The following is an 18,626-nucleotide window of genomic DNA, read 5'->3' on the forward strand; positions in this document are numbered from 1 at the left end:
TTTATCGCCTTATATCAGTGCGTTACTTAGCGAGGCGCTCCAGCACCTGGCGAATAACGCGTTCCACGTTTTGTTCGTTGATTTCACCTTCCATACTGGCGGCGCCTGCGCTGGCGAAACGGTCATCGTTGCCTGCGGAGCACGCTGGCGCGGCATTGGCCGGAGCGTTGAAACGCACGTCATCAAGAATGCTGCGCTGCGGATCGCTCGCCGGAGTAACGATGGTCGGCTGGGGCTCAGGGCGGCTGCCCGGCGCGCGAAGCTCGTCAATCGAACGCACGCCATAGCCGACTTTGCGGATATTGAGCAGGTTCATCGGGCCGACGTTGTCGGAGCTGGAGCCGCCGCCGACCGCGCCGCAGCCGAGGGTCAGCGCCGGAGAGATGTTGGTGGTCGCGCCGATACCGCCGAGCGCCGCCGGAGTATTAATTAGAATGCGGTTGACCGGTTTTTCGAGGCAGAACTGGCGGATGACGTCCTGATTACGGGTGTGGATCACCAGCGTATGGCCGAGTCCTTCGTTGGTCAGCAGCTCCACCACGCGGTGGCAGGCGGCTTTCCAGTCCTCTTCCACGTACAGGCCGAGTACCGGGCACAGTTTTTCGCGCGAGTAGGGGTTTTTCGGCGATACGGTGGTCTGCTCGGCGATCAGCACTTTAGTGCTGGCCGGTACGCAGAATCCCGCCATCTGGCTGAGGTATAGCGCGGTTTTGCCGACCACTTTCGGGTTGATGGTGCCGTTCGGGCGCAGCAGCAGCGCCGCCATTTTCGCCGCCTCATCTTCATTCATGAAGTAGACGCCCTGCGCTTCCAGCTCGCGGTGAACCTCGTCGTAAATGCAGCGTTCGACGATAATCGACTGCTCGGAGGCGCAGATCACGCCATTATCGAAGGTTTTACTGGTGACGATATCTTTCACCGCGTGGTGGATATCGGCGCTGCGTTCGATAAACGCCGGGCCGTTACCCGGGCCGCCGCTGATGGTCGGGGTGCCGGAGGCGTAGGCCGCTCGCACCATGCCTTCGCCGCCGGTGGCGAGGATCAGCGACACGTCTTTGCTGTGCATCAGTTCGGAGGTGGCTTCGAGCGTTAACTGGGTGATGCCGTCAACGCTGCCTGCCGGGGCGCCGGCCGCTTCTGCCGCGCGTTTGACGATTTCAATCGCCTTCCAGCTGCACTGACGCGCGCCCGGATGCGGGGAGAAGATAATGGCGTTGCCGGCCTTGAGGGCGATCAGCGCTTTGTAGATAACCGTAGAAGTTGGGTTAGTTGAGGGGACCAGCGCGCAAATCACGCCGAGCGGCACGCCCACGTCCATCACTTTTTTTACCGGGTCGTCATGAATGATGCCAACGGTCTTCATATCTTTGATGGCGTCGTAGACGCGCAGCGAGGCGAAACGGTTTTTCAGCACTTTGTCCTGCCAGTTGCCAAAACCGGTCTCTTCCGCGGCCATTTTCGCCAGCGCTTCGGCGTGGTGCGCTGCTTCCTGGGCCACGTTTTTCACGATGGCGTCGATTTGCTGTTGCGAAAAGGTGGCCAGAATCGCCTGCGCCTTTTTGGCGTTGCGCACCAGTTCCCGCGCGTTCTGCCGGGACTGCAAATCGTTATCCAGTTCAATCATGAGTCTATCCTTCATCAGACGAAAAGAGTGGAGACGGGGCGCGCCCTGTCAGGTCATGCTTTGTGCTGCGCCGCGATTTTTTCGATGTCGTTATGTGGACGCGCAATGACGCGAGAACTGACGACTTCGCCGATGCGTTTCGCCGCTTCCACGCCGGAGTCGACCGCCGCGTTGACCGCGCCGACGTCGCCTTTCACCATTGCGGTGACGAGGCCGGAACCGACGTTTTCATAGCCGATAAGCTCGACGTTGGCGGCTTTACACATCGCGTCCGCGGCTTCAATGCAGGCCACCAGACCTTTGGTTTCGATAAGACCAAGCGCTTCTTTCATCAGGATTCTCCGTTAGTCCGCAATCTTGTAATGCGAGACGATTTTGTTGATGTCGTTATGCGGACGGGCGATAACCAGCGAGGTCACCACTTCGCCGATGCGCTGCGCCGATTCCACACCGGAATCCACCGCCGCTTTCACCGCACCGACGTCGCCTTTCACCATCGCGGTGACAAGGCCAGAGCCGACGTTTTCATAGCCGATAAGTTCGACGTTGGCGGCTTTACACATCGCATCCGCCGCTTCAATGCAGGCCACCAGACCTTTGGTTTCAATCAGACCTAATGCATCACCCATTTGCGTTCTCCTGGCCTTCAGGCCTTGTGTTTAATGACGATTTTGTTGATGTCGTTATGCGGACGCGCGATGACCAGCGAGGTCACCACTTCGCCGATGCGCTGCGCGGATTCCACACCGGAATCCACCGCCGCTTTCACCGCGCCGACGTCGCCTTTCACCATCACGGTGACAAGGCCAGAGCCGACGTTTTCATAGCCGATCAGTTCGACGTTGGCGGCTTTACACATCGCGTCCGCTGCTTCAATACAGGCCACCAGACCTTTGGTTTCGATAAGCCCCAATGCATCACCCATCGTGATTTCCTCCAGAACAGGTTTTGTTATTCGGGAAAACCGTCCGCGTAACGGCATCAACACGCGGAAGCGGCGTTCGGGGTTCACTATAGGGAATGGGGAAAGAAGTGAAATTTAAATCCGTGGAGATGAATATTTTAGGTTTTTACTCTGTGATTTAGCCTTATTTAGCCTTCCATTTATCTTTTCGTTCTGTTTTATGCGTGTTGATTTTTATGATGATATGGCGCTTTTTTAGGCTATTTATCGGCGAGAGGTGAATGTTAATAAGATGCTAATTACTTGCCAGCAGGCGGTAATATAGCCGCGTGATAATTGTGGGTATGCGCAAGTTTTGGCGTCGAAGCTAAATGCAAAACGTGCGCTTTTAGCATCGTGGAAAGAGGGGGCAATAACGGAGCGTGAGCGAGGGCGCATTTTCCTCGCGGCGATACAGAGGGGACGGGTTAGTTAAGCGTGCTGCCGGACTTCAGCGTGCAGATGTAGAGCGGTGAGTTGATAGAGCTCAGCAGGATAGCTTTGTCGTTAAGCTTCTGCGCGTTGAGGAACAGGCCATCGTGGCTGTCGGACATCTCGCGCATGAAGTAGTCGAAGATGACATTCGGCGATTCGTCGATGGACGAGGCGCTGGATTCCCATTTTTTAATGCGGTAGTGGCGTTCGGTTGCCGAGATACGTTGGCTGGTGTAGCTGAATTTGACGTAGCGCTGCAGATAGAGCCAGCCGGCGGCGGAATCGGTATAGCCTTCCACCACCATCGAACCGTTACCGTTGGCGGCAAAATTAAAATGGATATTGCCGTTCACATTCTCTTTATCCATGTTTTCAAAACGCATGATCGCTTTGGTGGAACAGCTCATCACGCCGTCGTTGGCATCCGGCAGCAGGCGCCAGGCGCTAAACCCGGCGGCGGCGATAAATGCGAGGGCGGAGAGGGCGAAAAAGGTGCGGGGCGCGAGTCTCATTGCGGCTTCCAGGAGTAGTAAAAGTAGTTATCGCAATAGCTAAATGGGTTGTCTTCGTGCATCGCGCAGTGGGCGAGAAATACCCGGCCCAGGCCGTTAGTCTCCAGCCGGTCGCCGTAGAAGAAAACGAAACGCTCCCCCGGCTTGCAGCTAAGCTTCAGCCGCTGACGCACCTCATCAAAATTCTTACCATAGGCCGTGGCCGAGACCGAACGCAGCATTTCATCGCTGGCCAGCAGTTCGCACTGGCTGTGGCTCATCAGCGTCAGATTGATTGGCCGGGCGACGTGGGTGCCGGCGAGACTAAATGCCACCAGCAGCAGGGCGATGAGCAACAGACAGCCGCCGGCCAGATACCAGCACATACCGCGCGCATGTAGAGAAGCGGTGGGCGGCGTTGGCGCCGCAGCGGGGGCGGCTTCATCAGGCGTATCGCATGTGAGAACGGCATCGGCGGGCGTCGGCTCGGCGTCGAGCAGTTCGATGCTGAGATCCTGATTCAGCTGCAGCATGCCGCGCGACACGGTGACAATAATGTTATCGATATCGTAGTGGCGGAAGGTTTTGCGCAGCATGCTCAGGTATTGATTGAGATTGCTGTTGGATGAGGTTAAGCCGTTATCGTCCCAGACCTTTTTCAACACTTCATCGCGACTGACAACGCCGGTATGGCGAAGAAAGAAATAGAGCAGCGCGTTGGCGGTAATGGATAGCTGACTATCCGGCTCATTGCCGCCCGGTAATGTTAGGGTGCCGTCCGTTGCGTCATAAATGAGACGGGCATTGATGTTGTAGCGCATCGCGGCCTCACTCTACTCGCTTCACGCGGGAAGCGTCATTTTTGTCAGATCGTTTACCAACGCCTGGCGGTGTTCGCTGCTCATGGTGCGCCCTTCGGTCAGTTCCGATAACCAGATGCCGTCGGCGGCGTAGCGCACCAGCGTGCCGGTCGGGCCGTTGTCGAGCGCATCGCCCTGCGCCAGATGATCCAGCATCCAGTCGCGCCAGCATTTTCGCAGCACCGGTTCGTCCGGCATCGCCAACGACAGCACCATCAGCTGGCGGCTCTCGTGGGTATCCGTCAGCTCCGGGTTGGACAGATAGCGCAAATAGGCGCGGGTAAAGCGTCCATAAGCGATGTTATCGGCGGCCATCAGCTCGCTAATCGCCTTTTCCATAATCGCCAACAGCCGGGCGAACAGGGCGAAAATCAGCGCCTGTTTATTGGGAAAGTGGTGCATGAGGCCGCCTTTGCTGACGCCAGCCTCGCGGGCGACGGCGTTCAGCGACAGGGCGGCGATACCGTCCCGGCCGGCAATCATCGCCGCCGATTCAAGCAGTTGACGATGCAGACGGACGGGGTCTTTTTTACGATGCTGGGCTTCCATGTTCATGGCCCGGATCATACCGACCAGACGGTATGATTATTCTTGATCGCTATCAATATGAGGGGGCGCTTCGGACGGCGGGATGTCGTTATTGCGTGGAGGCTCACAGATTGACAGTGACCTTCAGCAGATCAGGGAGTTAGCGCGTGCGGTAATAGTGGCCTACACCGCACGCGCGGGGGGATTAATCGACCAGTTCCTTGACGATGTTCATCAGAGCATGGACATCTTGCGGGCGGGTATTGCCGCTTTGCGGATCGATAATGGAACTATAAATATGCGGCATGACCTGCGCGACGCCGGCCTGCAGGCAGGTTTGTAGAATCAGCGCAAAGTTATCGAGATCGATGCCCCCGGTGGGCTCAATCAGCGTCATACCGTTTTCTACCGCGCTTTGGGCGAGCGCTTTCAGCTCCGCCAGCGACTTTTCGCCGCCCATCGGGAAAAATTTAGCCGCATGCGCGCCCATATCCTGCATCATTCTGACCGCCGCATCGCAGGATACCTGGGCCGGAATGCCCTGGGCGCTGTGCACGCCGGTGGAGATGCGTACTTCACCGGGCGTGCCGCTGGGGCTGACCAGCGCATTAATAAAGGTTTGCTGGCCGCCGGTCGCCGCCAGCGCCCCGGCGGCAAAGCCGCTGCCGGTGAAGGTCTGGTTGACGTGAGCGGGGTGGACCTGCGCGGCGATCATTGCCGCTTTGTAAAACTGTGCCGGATCGCCGGCGCCGAGACCGACGGAAATAGAAGGCACTTCCGCCATCCAGCGGCGCACTTCTGCAACGCCTTGTTCGACGCTGGTAAATTGCGCCGAGAGTACGCCAATCACCGCGTGCCCTTCAGCGGCTTCATAGATTTCCCGGGCGTTGGCGATGTCCTTCGCCAGCACGTTAATCGCCACCCGCTGGCGATAAAAGTTAATCCGCTGCATGCTGCGTAATCTCCTGTAAGCGCGTGACGATGAGCGACATTTCTCCTTCTCCGACGGTGCGAGGGTCAAGGCTAAAATGACCCTCATGCAGATAGTAGCGGCGGGCGTAAATAGCGATATCGCCGCCGCGTAGCTGGGCTTCAACCTCACGGGCGCTCAGTCCCAGTTCATTGGCGTCGACGCTGACCCGAATGCGCCAGATGGCGCGCCCGGCTTCATCCTGCTCGATTACGGCGCGCAGGCCGCGTAGCGCGGATATCGTTTCGGCGTACGGGCGCAGCGCGGCGGCGTCGGGCGCCGGTGCCGCCGTCCGGTAACGGTCCAGCGCGTAAACGAGACCGACCATATTCTCTTTGCCGATTTTCATCGCCCGCGCGATGCCGTGGTGCTGGGCTTTACAAGCGGCGATCCAGTTGCGCTTGCCGCTAATAAAGCCTGAGGTTGGGGCGTTAAAGGCTTTTGCCCCGCTGTAGATAACCATGTCCGCGCCGCTGGCGACCCACTGGCGCAAGTCTTCTTCGGCGGCGGCATCGACGATCAGCGGCAGATTATGCTGGCGGGCGACCTGCACGAAATCGTCAATACCGAGCATCCCTTTTTGCACGCAATGGTGGGATTTCACATACAGTAGCGCCGCCGTGCGTGCGTTCACCGCGCTCTCCAGCTGCCAGCGTGCCGCCAGATTGCTGGAACCGACTTCGACAATGCGCCCGCCGCCGAGGCGGATAGCGCTGGTGATTGGTGCGCCGTAATCGACATTATGCCCGCGCAGTATCACTATCTCGTTCGGCCACTGGCTGCTGTCCGGCATCTGCGCCACCTTTTCCGGCTCGCCGCGGGTGATCGCCGCCGCGACGGCGATGGCGATACCGGCGGAGGCGCAGGAGGTGATATAGCTGTCTTCCGCGCCGGTGTGGGCGGAAACCAGTTCGCCCGCGCGGTCGGTTAATTTATCGATTTCGACGAAGGCTCCCGCCGCCTGCGCGGTGGCCTGCATCACTTGCGGGTCGACGGCGGACACGCCGAGGATGGTCATTTTGCCGCAGGCGTTAATCACCCGTTTTAAGCCCAGTTGCTGGTAGATATTGCCGTTCATGATTTACAGCACTCCCAACAGCGAGCAGACGATGCTGATAGCGACTATCGACAGTAAAATGGTGGTGTAGCGCGGCCCTTTTTTCAGTAAGTAGAAATAGATAGCGAACACCGCCGCCAGCGGCAGCAGACCGGGGGCTATCGAGTCGAGGATCTGCTGGACCACCACTTCCGAGCCTTTAAGCGCGCTGATTTTCAGCGGGGTGGTGATTTTGACGTAGCTTGCCGACAGCGCGCCCATCATGATGAGACCCAGTACGTTGGCGCCGTAAATCAATTCTTTAATTCGCCCCCCTTGCAGCAGGCCAATAATGGAGTCACGGCCGAGGGTGTAGCCTTTATGCACCAGTCCGTAGCTTATCGCCATGGTGATCGCCGGGTAGAGGATCAGCGGGGCGATCCCGCCGAACGCGCTGCCGCTGGCGGCGAAGGGGATGAAAATCGCAATCAGCAACGGCATCACCGCGGCCCAGATAATCGAGTCGCCCATCCCGGCCAGCGGGCCCATCAGGCCGGTTTTTATCCCGGTGATTGAAGCGTCGCTGATCGGCTCGCCGCGGGTTTTCTGCTCTTCCATGGCGATGGAGATACCCTGGATAACCGAGCCGAAAGTCTGTTCCGAGTTAAAGAAGTTCAGGTGGCGTTTGAGCGCCTCGGCCTGCTCCTCTTTTTCCGGGTACAGCTTTTTGATAATGGGCGTCATTGAGGCGCAGAAAATCAGGCTCTGCAGACGTTCGTAGGAGCTGGATACCTCCGCCCCCAGCCAGTAAATCAGCCAGGCTTTGGTGATATCGGCTTTGCTCAGCGCCTGGGTTTCGCGGGCGCGTTCAACCAGTTCATGTTCCATTACATCGCTACTCATCATGCAGCTCCTTCATTTTTGGCCAGGCCTTTAATCAGGAAGGCGACGCAGGTACCGAAAATCGCCATCGCCATGATGTCCACCTTCAGGTAGAGCACCGCGAAAAATCCGCCGATAAACCACGGCAGCAGGCTCTTTTTGCCGATCACCATGATGGTGATGGCAAAGCCCAGCGCCGGCAGGATACCGCCCATAATTTCAAAGGAGTGGGTCAGCCAGTGCGGCATCAGTTTGAGGAATTTTTCCACTACGCTTTGGCCAAAGTAGTTGGCGGCGAAGACCACCGGGAAGCGCAGCACCAGCCCCAGCAGCGCCGGATAGATAAAGGCGCAGCGCATGATGCCCGCCATGTTGGCGCTTTCGGCGTGTTTGTCGGCCATGTGCACCCACGCGGCGTTGAGCGTACGGCGCAGCTGATCGAGGAATACCCCGATGACGCCAAACGGGATCGCCAGCGCGATCGCCAGGTTGGGCTCCATCCCGGCCTTCACGGCGATCGGAATGGCGATACAGGCGGCCAGCGCCGGGTCCGACGGCACGTTGCCGCCCGGCGTGGAGGTCACTCCAAGATAGACCAGCTGCATACCCGCGCCGATGATCATCGCGGTTTTCATATCGCCCAGCAGCAGGCCGACGAATACTGCGATCACCACGGGTTGCAGCAACATGGCGGAGAAGGTATAGCCTAAACGTAATCGGGCGAACCAGTAATACAACCCCATCAGGCTCGCAAAAAGTAAGGTATCCATAGTTTTTTACCTTTTTATCAACTGGTTAGAATTTTTTCAGGATGTCGTCCAGTGACTGTGGTTTATCTTCCGGGATGGTCTGAAAGAACACCTGAATGCCGCTATCCTTCAGAGCGCCGAGGATGCCGACATCTTTTTCATCAAGGGTGATGTTCTGGAATACGGCCTTGCGGTTCGGCCCGCCGCCCAGCCCGCCAACCTGAATCGTCTGCACGTCAAAGCCCAACTGGACGGCTTCCTGAACGGCTGATAGCGACGGGAATAGCACCAGCACATTGCCATCGCCGAGCTGATTCTCTTTCCAGGCGGCGGCGAAGCTGGCGTTGCCGTAACAGTCGACTTTGATGTTCGGCGGCGCGGCCATTAAATAGATATTTTTCATAAACGGATCGGCATCCAGCTCGTCGCTGACCACGGCGATACGATTGGCCTGCGACTGGCCGACCCATTTGGTGACGACCTGACCGTGGATAAGACGGCTATCGATACGACATAAAACGATTTTTGCCATGATGGGCTCCTTAAGAAGTTAACTGGTTCACGTGAGCGACAACGTCGCGGCAGCTGCTGCGTCCGGCTTCGACCAGCGCATCAACGCAGCCGGTGAGCGGACCCTGCTCGCGCAGATCCAATGCTTCCAGCAGTAGCGAGGCGTTAAGCCCGCAGACGACGGCGATGGGATAATCCGCGCTCAAGCGCGCGGCGACGTTGGAGGTGGTGCCGCCGAGAAAATCGGTCAAAATCAGCGAGCCTGCCGGCATCGCCTGTACGGCCGCTTCGACGCGCTGATAAAACTCGCCGAGGGTATCGACCGGCATAAGCGCGATTTCGCTGACGCCGGCAATTTCGCCGGTCACCATGCGCAGGCTGTCGCAAAGTTGCGTGCCCCAGCCGCCGTGCGTCAGCAGCAGAATCTGGGGTAACTGGGTGGTAGGTTCAGTGGATGACAAAGTGGCCTCCTGGCGCCGAATCGTTGACGCACTAATAAGAGCAAAGCGCGTGCCACAATTTGTGTCATCTACCGAAGAGGAAAAGGCTGGCGGGCCGCAAAGCCGCGCCAGAACAGGCGTTAACTAAATAATAATTCGTAGATATAAATGTACTCGGCATCGGATAAACGGATGGCGTAGGCCTCTTCAACCGGATGGAAAGCCGATTTGATGACACTAAACGCCTGAGCGTCCATATCCGGCCGCGTTTCCAGCGCCATCTGTAACGGTTTACGGTTGATCACGATACGCTCGACCATACAGCAGCAGTGGATCAGAAAGCGTAGTGTCACCTGGCGGTTAGGCGCGATGGCCAGCGTGTTCCTGAGCTGATTCAGGATCCCTTCCATTTCTTTTAATATGCGCTGCGGATTGAGCACCGAAATATGGTTGATAATGCTTTCCATAGTCAGGGCGCTGATAAACCGTGAAGCGCTGCGCTCCATCTCCAGACGGCGCTCGCTGCTGGACAGATCGGGGGTCAGCAGGCTGAGCACCAGCTCCGGCCCCTGCTCGGAAAACAGCTCCTCCAGCGAGATAAACGGGATATCGGGCAGCCCCGGCTGGAATGTCCCGACAATACCCGCCAGCCGTTCATGCGCCCTGATCGCCTGCTGCAGGCGCTCCGGGCTGCGAACTTCGTTGTAATCGAGGATCACCATCCGGGTATCCTGCGACATCAGCTCGCCAAAGCTCTCCTCCAGCACCTTTTTGATTTTTTCCGCCGTGCCCATGCCGGTAATGCAGGAGATAACCAGCACCTTGCCGGCGTTCTCCTGCTGCGGCGTGCACAGCTGGCTAGCGATGCCTTTTTCCTGCATCAGATTGACCAACCGCGGCAGGTCGCCGGTTTCGTAGCTGAGATCGAGACCGATCTCCAGTAGGCTGGTCAGGGTGATATTCGGCATCAGCAGGACATCGATCTGGAACAGTTTGCTGATGGTGCTGCCGAAATGGACCAGCGATCCGATGTCGACCATCAGGATCAGCCGCTGCCAGCCTTTGCTGTGGATCAACTGGATCAGCTTTTCCAGCGTATCGTGCACCGATTGTTCGAACGGCATGTCGATAGCGTTGAACAATTCGCGCTCCAGCACCCGATTGACGTATTGCGCCATGCTGGTGGCCGTGGTGGCGCCATGGGCAATGAGGATCGCCCCGCAGTCCGGGCTGGCGCTGATGCGCTGGCGGTAATGGCGGCACTCTTTGAGGAACAGGCACAGCCAGACCACCTCGGTGGCCGGACACTGGATATGCAGCAGGTCGTTGATCTTCTTGCACAACAGAGTGGCATTATCGTATTCATCTTTGCAGCGATCGAGGATCAGGCTCGAAGAGTATAACTGCGGGATCAGGCCGCGTTGTACGTAGCTGATGAGAGCGAGAAAGTGTTTACGCAGCGGGTTGACCAGGTTTTCCGGCAGGGCGAAGCCGAGTACCTGCTCAACGTAGCCGATAAGCAGGGTCACGCGCTCCTCAATCCGATCGCCATAGCGTGGCGCGTGGCTGGCGTTATCGCGGCTGTAGAGGCCATATTCAAAAATCGAGCTGAGCTTATTTTTAAGGATCGCCAGCGTCTCGGCGGGCGGCACGTTGCTGTTGCGCAGGTTAACGTACTCGCGGGTCAGGAAGCTGTAGAACAGGTCGCTCTCCTCGACGCTGTCATCGGCCGCTGAACTTTTCAACTGCGGAAGAGTACGGGCATCGATGTTTAGCAGGGGACGGCCGTTAAACAGCGCATCGACCAGCTGTCGTTGCTCCGGCGTGGCATTGATCGGGCCGTCCGCCAGTTTGCTGTCCAGCAGCAGTATCTCGTTATTAGCCGCCATTCCCAACGCCCATGCCTGGGCGCACAAGAACTGGATGTCGCTTTTAAGCTGGCCGATGTTGCCTTCCAGCGGCTTGTTCAGCAGCCACAGCAGCAAGGTTTTATCGATACTCACCGTGCGCTCGATTTTGCGACTTTCGCGTTGTAAAAAACCGATGATCAGTTCGATCTGCTCTTCAACTGAACGCTGGCGGATGCCGGGTAAATCGATAGCGACCTGAATACGCCGCTGAAAGGTACGTAATAGCGATGAGCTGACGGGCTCGGTGGTGGCGCAGATCAGACGTACGGCGATATTGCGCGCCGGACCACTGGCGCCGAGCGGGCGATATTCGCCTTTATCCAGCAGCGAAAAGAGCTTTTCCTGCCCTTCATAGGGCAGGCGATGCACTTCATCCAGCAGCAGATAGCCGCCGTCGGCCTGTTCGATTAGCCCGCTTTTGTTTTCCGTCGCCCCGGTAAAGGCGCCCTGACGGTGGCCAAAGAGATGGGATGACAGCAGCTCCGGGTTGTTGGCGTATTCAGCGCAGTTGAAGTAGACCAGCGGCGGCCGTTTTTCACCGCCATGCTCGCAGGCGTAGCGGTGCATCAGTTCGGCAAAAAAGGTTTTACCCACGCCGGAAGGGCCGGTCAGCAGGACGTGCAGCCCGTGGGGATACAATACCGCGGCTTTCCCTTTTTCCACTGCATCGTGCAGGCTGCGATCGTGGCCGATCAGCATGGCGAACGGATCGACAGCCTCATTGTGATCTTGCGGCTGCGGCAGGAGATCGGCGAGCGTTGCCGGCTCGCGTTCGCTTTCCGTCAGCGTACGGTCGAGCAGCGTTTCCGTCGTCCGGCGATGTAAAAAGAACACCGGGCGGCCGCGCGTTTTAATCACCAGCCCGTCGCTCCACAGCTGATTGAGATCTTTACTCACCGAGTTGCGCGCCAGCCCGAGGTTAAAGCCGATTTGCTCTGCGGTGAAGGCGTTCGAGCCCCTGGCTAAATCCTCCAGCGTCACGGCCTGGCTCAGCCTCTCCAGCTCCCGCAGTACTATCTCAATACGTCTCATCTCGTTACCGGGTTGTTCAATGTCGATAGTTGAGAACATACACTATTACGCGGCGTCAGAAAGAGACCGGGGGCGAAGTTGGCGGTCTTAACGATATCTACAGAGTGTCCTTTCACTGCCACAATGGTGGTTTAGGGTGGGATTGGATATGGTTAGCGCATCTCACCGGAGGAACAGATATGTTGAGCGGATTAAATCATCTGACCCTGGCGGTCAGCCAGCTGGCGCCGAGCGTGGCGTTTTATCATCAGCTACTTGGCATGACGCTGCACGCGCGCTGGGATAGCGGCGCGTATCTTTCCTGCGGCGATCTGTGGCTGTGCCTGTCGCTGGATCCGCAGCGGCGCGTCACTCCGCCGGAGGAGAGCGACTACACCCATTATGCCTTTAGCATCAGCGAGGCGGATTTTGCCAGCTTTGCCGCCCGCCTTGAGGTCGCTGGCGTAGCGGTATGGAAACTAAACCGTAGCGAAGGCGAGTCGTACTATTTCCTCGACCCTGACGGCCACAAGCTGGAGCTACATGTTGGCAGCCTCGCCCAGCGCCTGGCCGCCTGTCGCGAGCAGCCGTATAAGGGGATGGTGTTTTTTGACGAGTGATGGAGAGTCTCCCGGAGGCGGCGCATGCCGCGCCTTTTCCGGGCTACCGGCCCTGTAGCCCCGGTAAGCGTCAGCGCTACCGGGGATAACAGACAAAGACTCACTCCATCGCCACCTTCACCGCTTCCCCCAGCTTGACCATCACCTCTTTATGCTTCTCGATCGGCGGCAGGGCGCAGTTGATCCTTAAGCAGTTGCGATATTTCCCCGATGCCGAAAACAGCGATCCCGGCGCGACCTGGATCTTCAGTCGACACAGCTGCTTGGCGACGCAGACCATATCCACCTGTTCCGGCAGCTCGACCCACAGCATAAAGCCGCCTTTTGGCCGGGTGACGCAGATGCCGCAGGGGAAAAACTCCCGCAGCCAGCAGGTGTAGATCTCCATATTACGCTGATAGATCTGCCGCATCCGCCGCACGTGGCGGTGGTAATGGCCTTCGCGAATAAAGTTACAGGCCGCCAGTTGGGTTGAAGGGACGTTAGTGCCGCTGGCGGCGTACTTCATCTGCAGCAGACGATCGTAGTAGCGCCCGGGGGCAATCCAGCCGATGCGCAGGCCGGGGGCGATGGTCTTGGTAAACGAGCTGCAAAGTATCACCCGACCGTCGATATCCCATGAATGAATCGTACGCGGGCGCGGGTATTCCGTCGCCAGCTCGCCGTAAATATCATCTTCGAAAATCACGATATCGTGGCGCTGGGCAAGGGACAGCACCGCGCGTTTGCGCGCGTCAGGCATGATGTATCCCAGCGGATTGTTGCAGTTAGGCACCAGGATCACCCCTTTGATTGGCCACTGATCCAACGCCAGCTCTAAGGCCTCGATGCTGATCCCGGATTCCGGATCGGTTGGGATCTCAATGGCTTTCAGCCCCAGGCCGCGAAGTATCTGCATGGTGCCGTAGTAGCAGGGGGATTCGACAGCGACGATATCGCCGGGGTGGCACACCGACAGCAGCGCCAGCGATAATGCGCTGTGGCAGCCGCTGGTGATCAGCAGATCGTCGGCGGTGACGACCGATCCGCCGTCGAGCATCAGGCGGGCGATCTGTTCGCGCAGTTCGCGACGCCCGGCCAGCTCGTCGTAGTTGAGCACTTCGCTGAGGTTATGCTGAATTGCCCGGCTCAGTTCGCGCCAGATAGGCTTAAGGCTCGGCTGGGTGACGTCCGGCGAACCGCCGCCGAAGGTAATGATCGATTTATCATTGCGCGCATCGAGCATGGTCAACACCTGGTCCCACTGGGTGATCTCCACCGGGCGCTGCACCGGGCGCGACATCGTCGGTACCGGCGCCTGAGCTTTACGCGGGGCGACGAAATAGCCGGAGCGCGGCTGCGGCACGATCAGCTGTTGCTGTTCCAGCGTCTGGTAGGCCTGCTGAACGGTACTGATGCTGACGCCATGCTCCTGGCTCAGGCTGCGCACCGACGGCAACTTTTCGCCCTGGCGATACAGCCCTTGTTCGATACGCTCAGCCAGCAGGCTGGCCAGATGTTGATAACGGGTCATGCTGTATCCTTAGTAATTGCCATACAGATAGATAAACCAGTACAGATGGCGGTCAAAAATGGGGCATGGTGTACGTTTTAGCCAATCTGTATGTTAAAGAAAAGTGTTTTGTGAATCTGTATTGTTCAGGCCCGGATCCGTGAAGATAAAGCCTCTGGCAAGGCGAGGAGGTAGAGGATGGAATTTCACGAGAATCGGGCAAAACAGCCGTTTATCGGCTGGGTATTTCTGGCGCGAGCAATTAGAAAATGGTGGCTTCGTGGGCAAACGCGCAAAGTATTGCAGCGAATGAGCGACGAACAGCTGAAAGATGTCGGGTTGCGCCGGGATCAGATCAATTAAAAAGTGCTTTTTTGTAGCCCCGGTAAGCGTCAGCGCTACCGGGGAATTACATTCACAAAATTTATCAATTGATGCTTCTACTCCCATCGTTTCTTGATACTTACCATGATAAGTATTATTTTCCCCACAGCTAAGTGAGGAAAGTAACATGACCGAAGACGAACTGTTTGCCCGCCGCCCGATGGGGATGCGCATGGCGATGGTGGTGCGCCAGTGGCGCGCGATTATCGACAGCGCCATTACCGATACCGGCCTGACCCAGTCAAGCTGGACGGTGCTGATGCAGCTGCATCAACTGGGGTGCAACGTCTCGGTAAGCGAACTGGCGGAAGTGCAGGGTATTGAACTGCCGCCGCTGATGCGCACTCTCACGCAGCTGGAAAAGCAGGGGTATCTACTGCGCTCAACATCGCCATACGACAAGCGCATTCGTCTGCTTACGCTGACGGTAGAAGGCCGTACAGTCCTGGAAAAGCTGAACCGCGTGATTGAAACCTATCAACGGCGCGTGACGGAAACCATCCCCGATGCGGACCTCGACACCTTCAGCGCCACGTTAAATCAAATCGCCTGTAACTTGCGGATTATCCGCGAAGAAGATAACAAGATCTAAAACACTATGATGACGCCAGAACAAAAATTTGCCCGCTGGGTAAGGGTAAGTATTGCCGCTTTCCTGGTGATATTCGCCTGGTTTATCGTTGCCGATATCTGGATCCCGTTGACCCCGGACTCCACCGTGATGCGCGTGGTGACTCCGGTCTCGTCGCGGGTCTCCGGCTACGTCTCGCACGTCTACGTGCATAACAATAGCCAGGTGAAAAAGGGCGAGCTGCTGTATGAGCTCGATCCCACGCCATTCATTAATAAAGTTGAAGCGGCGCAAATCGCCCTTGAACAGGCCAAACTGAGCAACCAGCAGCTGGATGCGCAAATCGCCGCCGCTCGCGCCAACCTGCGCACCGCGCAATATACCGCGCGTAATGACAAAGTCACCCTCGACCGCTACCAGCGCCTGAGCACCATGCAAAACGTGTCGCAATCGGATCTCGATAAGGTGCGCACGACATGGCAGACCAGCGAACAATCGGTCAGCGCCCTGAATGCGCAAATTCAGAACCTGTTGATCCAGCGCGGTGAGCGCGACGATAAGCGCAACGTAACGCTGCAGAAATACCGCAACGCGCTGGAAGAGGCGCAGCTCAATCTCGGCTGGACCCAGGTTCGCGCCGAGACCGACGGTATGGTCAGCAACCTGCAGCTTAATCCGGGAATTTACGCCACCGCCGCCACCGCCGTGCTGGCGCTGGTTAACAACAACACCGATATCGTCGCCGACTTCCGTGAAAAAAGCCTGCGCCACACGGCGGTGAATACCGATGCGGCGGTAGTGTTCGATGCCCTGCCGGGTAAAGTCTTCCCGGCGCACGTGACCAGCAGCGACGCCGGTATTCTTGCCGGTCAGGAAGCGGTGAATGGCCAACTGTCGCAGCCTGAGCAGTCCACCCGCTGGGTGCGCGATGCCCAGCGCATGCGGATCCACGTCGCGCTGGATCAACCGCTGGATAAGCCGCTGCCGACCGGCGCTCGCGCTACGGTGCAGTTGTACAATAGCGACGGCCCCTTCGCCCGCACCTTTGCCGGCCTGCAGATCCACCTGGTGAGCTGGTTGCACTATGTCTATTAACACCCTGGCGCACGTCTTTACCCCGCACGGCAATATCGTCTACACGGCCAATGATTTTCGTCAGACGGTACGCATTGCCGTCGCCGGGACCATCGCGCTGAGTATTTCGACTTTCTACGACGTGCAGTACGGCGTGTTTTTCGTCGTTTATCCACTGATGCTGATGTCGCTGGTGCCGGTGTTTAACCGTCACGTCGCCCGACAGTTTGTGTTCAGCGCGGCGGTCAATTGCGTCGAAATGGTGCTCATCGTCGGCTATCTGTCGCAGTGGCCGGTGATAATGACGTTAGTTGTCTTTGGTCTGTATGTGATGCGCTTTCGCTTTATGAGCCAGGGGCCGCTGTTCTTGCTGGGGTCGATGGGAGTGGTGTGCCAGAGCACGATGCTCAATTTTATGAGCTATCCCTCCAGCAACTGGCACACGCTGATGTTCTCCAATATGGAGGCCTGCGTGATGGCGGTGGCGCTGAGCGCATTGCTCCATTACCTGATCCCGGATGTCGAACCGCGTAAGCCGCCGCCGCGCATAGAGAAAGACGCCGCGCGGATCCGCCATGAATCGCTGCTTTCCGGCACGGTCGCGACCATTATCTTTGTGATCTTTCAGATCTGCGATCTGAGCGATTCGCTATCGGCGCTGATGGCCGGGGTGCTGATCCTGTTTCCGATGCACTATCGCGGCGCGGTGATCAGCTCGATATGGCGTGTGGCGGGGGTCGTGCTGGCTTGTCTGTACATTCTGGTGGTGCAGCTGATTATCTATGATTTCAGCAACCACATGATCCTGATGATGCCGCTGATTGGTCTTGGTCTGGCCTTTAGCGCCCGCCTGCACGTGATGGAAAAAGTGGGCGCGGGCGTGGGTTTCGCCAGCATTACTACTATCGGTATTATGTTTGGCCAGAACCTGCATCCGAATCAGGATCTGGTGTTCAGCGACCTGTACCGTATTACTTCGGTCACGGTCTCGCTGGTGGCGACGCTGACCATGGTGTTCCTTGTCCATCGGGTACTGAACTGTTTTGCGCCGACGCGTTTTGTAGTGACCGATTAATCCTCCTGCGGGAAGCGGGCGATGCAGCGCCACGCTTCCCCGTTTTGCTGATAAAGCGCCGCAGTATGCCCGGCGATTATCCAACTTCGCGCCGCTTCTTCGCTCCCCTCAATCAATACGCACAGGCCGCAGCCGCTGCGCAGCTGGCGGGGAATATCCTTTACCTCGAAGGTTATCCCTGCCGCCTGCAGGGCTTTGCGCATCCGCACGACGCCCACTGTTGAATGGAATAAGAATAGATATTTGCTCATCCGCGCCTCCGCTGGCGCTGGCCGATCAGCGCCGCGCCGATCGCCCCGGCAAATTGGGCGTCGGGATGGGTCGCGACCGGCATGCCGAGATGCGTCTCCAGCATGCGGGCGAAGGCGGCGCAGTGGCTGACGCCGCCGGTGAACAGCAGCGGTCCTTGCGCCGATAAACGACCAATAAAGTTCGCGCTGCGCCGCGCCATGGCGTTGATCACCCCGGCCAGAATCGCCTCCGGGGCAACCCCCGCGGAACGCAGGCTGATGACTTCCGATTCGGCAAAAACCGTACACATGCTGGTGATGGCGTGCGGTTCTACACCTTCGGTAATGGCGTCAAGCTGTTCGACGCTGGCGCCGAGGGTCCGTGAAATCACTTCCAGAAAGCGCCCGGTACCAGCGGCGCATTTGTCATTCATCAGAAAGTCGCTGAGATTGCCCTGCGCATCCAGTTGAATGACTTTGCTGTCCTGGCCGCCGATATCAATTACCGTGCGGGTTTTCGGCGCCAGCAGACGCGCGCCGAGCCCGTGACAGGAAATCTCGGTGACTTGTTTATCGGCGAAATCGACCAACTGGCGACCATAGCCGGTGAGGGTTAAAAAAGGCGTTGCCGCGAGGCCCGCGCGCAGCGTCTCCCAGGCCTCGTGAATGGCATCGGCTGGGCGAAAGGGCGTCGGGCCGAGGAAACGGCGCACGATGGCGCCGTCTGCCAGCAGGATACCTTTGGTAGCGGTGGAGCCGGAATCAATACCTACCGAGTAGATCACGCTTGC

22 protein-coding genes are annotated in these 18,626 nt (G+C 58.0%); 5 read left to right on the forward strand and 17 right to left on the reverse strand.

What is annotated here, in order from left to right:
- Positions 1-22: 22 nt before the first annotated feature.
- From PGR09_RS21140 to dagR, 14 genes are all read right to left on the reverse strand, one after another.
- Positions 23-1,624, reverse strand: a complete 1,602-nt coding sequence (locus tag PGR09_RS21140) for an acetaldehyde dehydrogenase (acetylating) (protein WP_047043819.1) — start codon at positions 1,622-1,624, stop codon at positions 23-25.
- Positions 1,625-1,677: 53 nt separating this feature from the next.
- Positions 1,678-1,956, reverse strand: coding sequence for a BMC domain-containing protein (locus tag PGR09_RS21145; RefSeq protein WP_004146125.1), 279 nt, complete (start codon positions 1,954-1,956; stop codon positions 1,678-1,680).
- Positions 1,957-1,968: 12 nt separating this feature from the next.
- Positions 1,969-2,253: a BMC domain-containing protein gene (locus tag PGR09_RS21150; RefSeq protein WP_002442227.1), complete on the reverse strand. Its 285-nt coding sequence runs from the start codon at positions 2,251-2,253 to the stop codon at positions 1,969-1,971.
- Positions 2,254-2,270: 17 nt separating this feature from the next.
- Positions 2,271-2,549 carry a BMC domain-containing protein gene (locus tag PGR09_RS21155; RefSeq protein WP_012542984.1) on the reverse strand — a complete coding sequence of 93 codons (279 nt, stop codon included), beginning with the start codon at positions 2,547-2,549 and terminating at the stop codon, positions 2,271-2,273.
- Between the two features lie 446 nt (positions 2,550-2,995).
- Positions 2,996-3,514, reverse strand: coding sequence for a FidL-like protein (locus tag PGR09_RS21160; protein ID WP_063416119.1), 519 nt, complete (start codon positions 3,512-3,514; stop codon positions 2,996-2,998).
- On the reverse strand, positions 3,511-4,314 hold the full coding sequence (locus PGR09_RS21165; protein ID WP_063416117.1) for a winged helix-turn-helix domain-containing protein: 804 nt from the start codon (positions 4,312-4,314) through the stop codon (positions 3,511-3,513). The genes PGR09_RS21160 and PGR09_RS21165 overlap by 4 nt, the downstream gene beginning before the upstream one ends.
- A gap of 21 nt (positions 4,315-4,335) precedes the next feature.
- Positions 4,336-4,920: a TetR/AcrR family transcriptional regulator gene (locus PGR09_RS21170; protein WP_015704263.1), complete on the reverse strand. Its 585-nt coding sequence runs from the start codon at positions 4,918-4,920 to the stop codon at positions 4,336-4,338.
- A gap of 166 nt (positions 4,921-5,086) precedes the next feature.
- Entirely contained in the window at positions 5,087-5,833 is a 747-nt protein-coding gene (dagF, locus tag PGR09_RS21175; protein WP_430916489.1) for a 2-dehydro-3-deoxy-phosphogluconate aldolase, read from the reverse strand.
- A complete protein-coding gene (gene dgaE, locus PGR09_RS21180) occupies positions 5,820-6,929 on the reverse strand; it encodes a D-glucosaminate-6-phosphate ammonia lyase (RefSeq protein ID WP_396279961.1) in 1,110 nt (369 codons plus the stop codon). The genes dagF and dgaE overlap by 14 nt, the downstream gene beginning before the upstream one ends.
- Before the next feature lie 3 nt (positions 6,930-6,932).
- Positions 6,933-7,793, reverse strand: a complete 861-nt coding sequence (locus tag PGR09_RS21185) for a PTS system mannose/fructose/sorbose family transporter subunit IID (RefSeq protein ID WP_161799897.1) — start codon at positions 7,791-7,793, stop codon at positions 6,933-6,935.
- Positions 7,790-8,539, reverse strand: coding sequence for a PTS mannose/fructose/sorbose/N-acetylgalactosamine transporter subunit IIC (locus PGR09_RS21190; protein WP_015368463.1), 750 nt, complete (start codon positions 8,537-8,539; stop codon positions 7,790-7,792). The genes PGR09_RS21185 and PGR09_RS21190 overlap by 4 nt, the downstream gene beginning before the upstream one ends.
- 25 nt (positions 8,540-8,564) lie before the next feature.
- Positions 8,565-9,050 carry a PTS system mannose/fructose/N-acetylgalactosamine-transporter subunit IIB gene (locus PGR09_RS21195; RefSeq protein WP_015368462.1) on the reverse strand — a complete coding sequence of 162 codons (486 nt, stop codon included), beginning with the start codon at positions 9,048-9,050 and terminating at the stop codon, positions 8,565-8,567.
- Positions 9,051-9,060: 10 nt separating this feature from the next.
- On the reverse strand, positions 9,061-9,489 hold the full coding sequence (locus PGR09_RS21200; protein WP_020079721.1) for a PTS sugar transporter subunit IIA: 429 nt from the start codon (positions 9,487-9,489) through the stop codon (positions 9,061-9,063).
- A gap of 119 nt (positions 9,490-9,608) precedes the next feature.
- Positions 9,609-12,410 carry a transcriptional regulator DagR gene (gene dagR / locus PGR09_RS21205; RefSeq protein WP_430916490.1) on the reverse strand — a complete coding sequence of 934 codons (2,802 nt, stop codon included), beginning with the start codon at positions 12,408-12,410 and terminating at the stop codon, positions 9,609-9,611.
- A 179-nt stretch (positions 12,411-12,589) separates the two neighbouring features.
- On the opposite strand from dagR, the gene fosA reads away from it, so the two are divergent.
- Entirely contained in the window at positions 12,590-13,009 is a 420-nt protein-coding gene (fosA, locus tag PGR09_RS21210; RefSeq protein WP_047043824.1) for a FosA5 family fosfomycin resistance glutathione transferase, read from the forward strand.
- Positions 13,010-13,109: 100 nt separating this feature from the next.
- Here fosA and PGR09_RS21215 read toward each other — a convergent pair whose 3' ends face one another.
- A complete protein-coding gene (locus PGR09_RS21215) occupies positions 13,110-14,522 on the reverse strand; it encodes a PLP-dependent aminotransferase family protein (RefSeq protein WP_045395466.1) in 1,413 nt (470 codons plus the stop codon).
- Between the two features lie 177 nt (positions 14,523-14,699).
- Here PGR09_RS21215 and PGR09_RS21220 point away from each other — a divergent pair, with 177 nt between their 5' ends.
- The 4 genes from PGR09_RS21220 to PGR09_RS21235 all read left to right on the forward strand — a co-directional run bounded on the left by PGR09_RS21220 (position 14,700) and on the right by PGR09_RS21235 (position 17,605).
- A complete protein-coding gene (locus tag PGR09_RS21220; protein ID WP_064571553.1) occupies positions 14,700-14,864 on the forward strand; it encodes a DUF1127 domain-containing protein in 165 nt (54 codons plus the stop codon).
- Between the two features lie 148 nt (positions 14,865-15,012).
- Complete coding sequence (locus PGR09_RS21225; RefSeq protein WP_045395468.1) at positions 15,013-15,477, forward strand: MarR family winged helix-turn-helix transcriptional regulator; 465 nt, start codon at positions 15,013-15,015, stop codon at positions 15,475-15,477.
- A gap of 6 nt (positions 15,478-15,483) precedes the next feature.
- Entirely contained in the window at positions 15,484-16,551 is a 1,068-nt protein-coding gene (locus PGR09_RS21230) for an HlyD family secretion protein (RefSeq protein ID WP_047043825.1), read from the forward strand.
- Positions 16,541-17,605, forward strand: a complete 1,065-nt coding sequence (locus tag PGR09_RS21235) for a DUF2955 domain-containing protein (protein WP_045395472.1) — start codon at positions 16,541-16,543, stop codon at positions 17,603-17,605. The genes PGR09_RS21230 and PGR09_RS21235 overlap by 11 nt, the downstream gene beginning before the upstream one ends.
- On the opposite strand, the gene PGR09_RS21240 is transcribed toward PGR09_RS21235, so the two are convergent.
- Both PGR09_RS21240 and yjiL read right to left on the reverse strand, forming a co-directional pair.
- Positions 17,602-17,856 carry a DUF3343 domain-containing protein gene (locus tag PGR09_RS21240; RefSeq protein WP_113374528.1) on the reverse strand — a complete coding sequence of 85 codons (255 nt, stop codon included), beginning with the start codon at positions 17,854-17,856 and terminating at the stop codon, positions 17,602-17,604. The genes PGR09_RS21235 and PGR09_RS21240 overlap by 4 nt on opposite strands.
- Complete coding sequence (gene yjiL, locus PGR09_RS21245) at positions 17,853-18,620, reverse strand: putative 2-hydroxyacyl-CoA dehydratase activator YjiL (RefSeq protein ID WP_045395476.1); 768 nt, start codon at positions 18,618-18,620, stop codon at positions 17,853-17,855. Before yjiL ends, PGR09_RS21240 begins: the two co-directional genes overlap by 4 nt.
- Between the last annotated feature and the right edge of the window lie 6 nt (positions 18,621-18,626).

Origin of the sequence: Klebsiella sp. 141251 (assembly GCF_050600725.1) — a bacterium.
GTDB classification, from domain to species: domain Bacteria; phylum Pseudomonadota; class Gammaproteobacteria; order Enterobacterales; family Enterobacteriaceae; genus Klebsiella; species Klebsiella aerogenes.

Bases quoted from the DNA above. Each gene is read 5' to 3' on its own strand.
- PGR09_RS21160 (WP_063416119.1), bottom strand. From the start codon at position 3,514: ATGAGACTCGCGCCCCGCACCTTTTTCGCCCTCTCCGCCCTCGCATTT.
- PGR09_RS21220 (WP_064571553.1), top strand. From the start codon at position 14,700: ATGGAATTTCACGAGAATCGGGCAAAACAGCCGTTTATCGGCTGGGTA.
- PGR09_RS21195 (WP_015368462.1), bottom strand. From the start codon at position 9,050: ATGGCAAAAATCGTTTTATGTCGTATCGATAGCCGTCTTATCCACGGT.
- PGR09_RS21185 (WP_161799897.1), bottom strand. From the start codon at position 7,793: ATGATGAGTAGCGATGTAATGGAACATGAACTGGTTGAACGCGCCCGC.
- PGR09_RS21170 (WP_015704263.1), bottom strand. From the start codon at position 4,920: ATGATCCGGGCCATGAACATGGAAGCCCAGCATCGTAAAAAAGACCCC.
- PGR09_RS21150 (WP_002442227.1), bottom strand. From the start codon at position 2,253: ATGGGTGATGCATTAGGTCTGATTGAAACCAAAGGTCTGGTGGCCTGC.
- PGR09_RS21215 (WP_045395466.1), bottom strand. From the start codon at position 14,522: ATGACCCGTTATCAACATCTGGCCAGCCTGCTGGCTGAGCGTATCGAA.
- PGR09_RS21240 (WP_113374528.1), bottom strand. From the start codon at position 17,856: ATGAGCAAATATCTATTCTTATTCCATTCAACAGTGGGCGTCGTGCGG.
- dgaE (WP_396279961.1), bottom strand. From the start codon at position 6,929: ATGAACGGCAATATCTACCAGCAACTGGGCTTAAAACGGGTGATTAAC.
- PGR09_RS21235 (WP_045395472.1), top strand. From the start codon at position 16,541: ATGTCTATTAACACCCTGGCGCACGTCTTTACCCCGCACGGCAATATC.
- PGR09_RS21230 (WP_047043825.1), top strand. From the start codon at position 15,484: ATGATGACGCCAGAACAAAAATTTGCCCGCTGGGTAAGGGTAAGTATT.
- PGR09_RS21190 (WP_015368463.1), bottom strand. From the start codon at position 8,539: ATGGATACCTTACTTTTTGCGAGCCTGATGGGGTTGTATTACTGGTTC.
- fosA (WP_047043824.1), top strand. From the start codon at position 12,590: ATGTTGAGCGGATTAAATCATCTGACCCTGGCGGTCAGCCAGCTGGCG.
- PGR09_RS21140 (WP_047043819.1), bottom strand. From the start codon at position 1,624: ATGATTGAACTGGATAACGATTTGCAGTCCCGGCAGAACGCGCGGGAA.
- dagF (WP_430916489.1), bottom strand. From the start codon at position 5,833: ATGCAGCGGATTAACTTTTATCGCCAGCGGGTGGCGATTAACGTGCTG.
- PGR09_RS21155 (WP_012542984.1), bottom strand. From the start codon at position 2,549: ATGGGTGATGCATTGGGGCTTATCGAAACCAAAGGTCTGGTGGCCTGT.
- PGR09_RS21225 (WP_045395468.1), top strand. From the start codon at position 15,013: ATGACCGAAGACGAACTGTTTGCCCGCCGCCCGATGGGGATGCGCATG.
- dagR (WP_430916490.1), bottom strand. From the start codon at position 12,410: ATGAGACGTATTGAGATAGTACTGCGGGAGCTGGAGAGGCTGAGCCAG.
- PGR09_RS21145 (WP_004146125.1), bottom strand. From the start codon at position 1,956: ATGAAAGAAGCGCTTGGTCTTATCGAAACCAAAGGTCTGGTGGCCTGC.
- PGR09_RS21165 (WP_063416117.1), bottom strand. From the start codon at position 4,314: ATGCGCTACAACATCAATGCCCGTCTCATTTATGACGCAACGGACGGC.